Below are 1,085 nucleotides of genomic sequence, written 5' to 3'. Positions count from 1 at the left end.
GATTGCATTCCAGGAAAGGGCAGAATTCTCTGGCCTGCTGCGTAAGACTGTTATGTTCGTCGTAGAGAATGAGCGGGGGAAGCATGGAAAGCTCTGGCCCGGAATTCTTGCGGGCCTTAACCAGGACCAGCGAGGCCTGTTTTCCGGCCCTGCCGTAAACCGGCAGGATGGTTTTTGGTCTCAGCCTGTACCGCTCAAGGTTTTGCAGCAGCTGGTCAAGCCTTGAGGCTGGGTAGACAAAACCGGCAGCGGCTCTGTTTTTAAGAGCAAAAGAAGCAGCCTGGAAAAAATCCAGCTGCGAGTTTTTTGTCACAAACTGTGCGGATTTTTTTCCAGGATTTTCCGGAGTCCTCCCGGAGCGTTCATCACGGTAGGGAGGGTTGGCCAGGACCAGGTCAAAGCTCTCAGGGGCGAGGCTTTGGGAGTCAAGGCTTGTTACGTCCAGCAGCCTGTATGAAGATTTTTCTTCCAGGCACAAAGCGCGGCTGTTCTGGCGTGCGCACTCGATCATTTCCGGATCATTGTCCACTCCAGTGACCTGGATCTCTTTTCCCGGGTTGGCCAGAATAAGACCTAGGCCCACCACGCCGCACCCGCATCCAAGATCCAGAACCTTCCAGTTATTTCCCGGGACTAAAAAGACAGACAATAATAAAGAGTCCACTGAGAAGCGAAAGCCAGCTTCAGGCTGGGCCAACCCGCGCGGGAACAGGTCTTCTGCACCGCCCTGTTTCATATGCTTCTTCTTAAGCGCTACCTGTCCCAGAGATGTAAGAGCATGCCCGTGGGCAGCTTGGGATAGAAAAAGGTGGATTTTCTGGGCATGACCCGCCCGGCCTGGCAGGCCTCCTGCATTATATTGATGGGTACGGACTGCAGGAAAAAAGCCGCTTGCAGTTCCCCGCTTCTGACCTTTTCCAGGGTCTGGTCTTCCTCGTGGGTGTAGTGCAGGTATTTACCCGAAGCCAGTTGCTCATCGTCGAGGCCCATAATATCGCGAAGCATAACCCGGTCCAGAACGTATGCCCCGATTTTGTCGAATATATCCTCTCCGGGCTGACGGGGGATGAGCAGATAATTTATGT

The 1,085-nt window shown here is 53.7% G+C and carries 1 protein-coding gene and 1 pseudogene; both read right to left on the bottom strand.

All coding sequences use genetic code 11. The annotated features are described in order from the left end of the window. A partial coding sequence (locus D5S03_RS01325) for a tRNA1(Val) (adenine(37)-N6)-methyltransferase (RefSeq protein ID WP_287042450.1) occupies positions 1 to 649 on the bottom strand: 649 nt, incomplete at its 3' end. 104 nt (positions 650 to 753) lie between these two features. Beyond that, a pseudogene (locus D5S03_RS01320) lies at positions 754 to 1,085 on the bottom strand (hypothetical protein); the annotation flags it as partial.

The sequence above is a fragment of the Desulfonatronospira sp. MSAO_Bac3 genome, assembly GCF_003838035.1.
In the GTDB taxonomy this organism is placed as follows: domain Bacteria; phylum Desulfobacterota; class Desulfovibrionia; order Desulfovibrionales; family Desulfonatronovibrionaceae; genus Desulfonatronospira; species Desulfonatronospira thiodismutans.
This window is presented reverse-complemented; position numbering and strand designations above follow the sequence as displayed.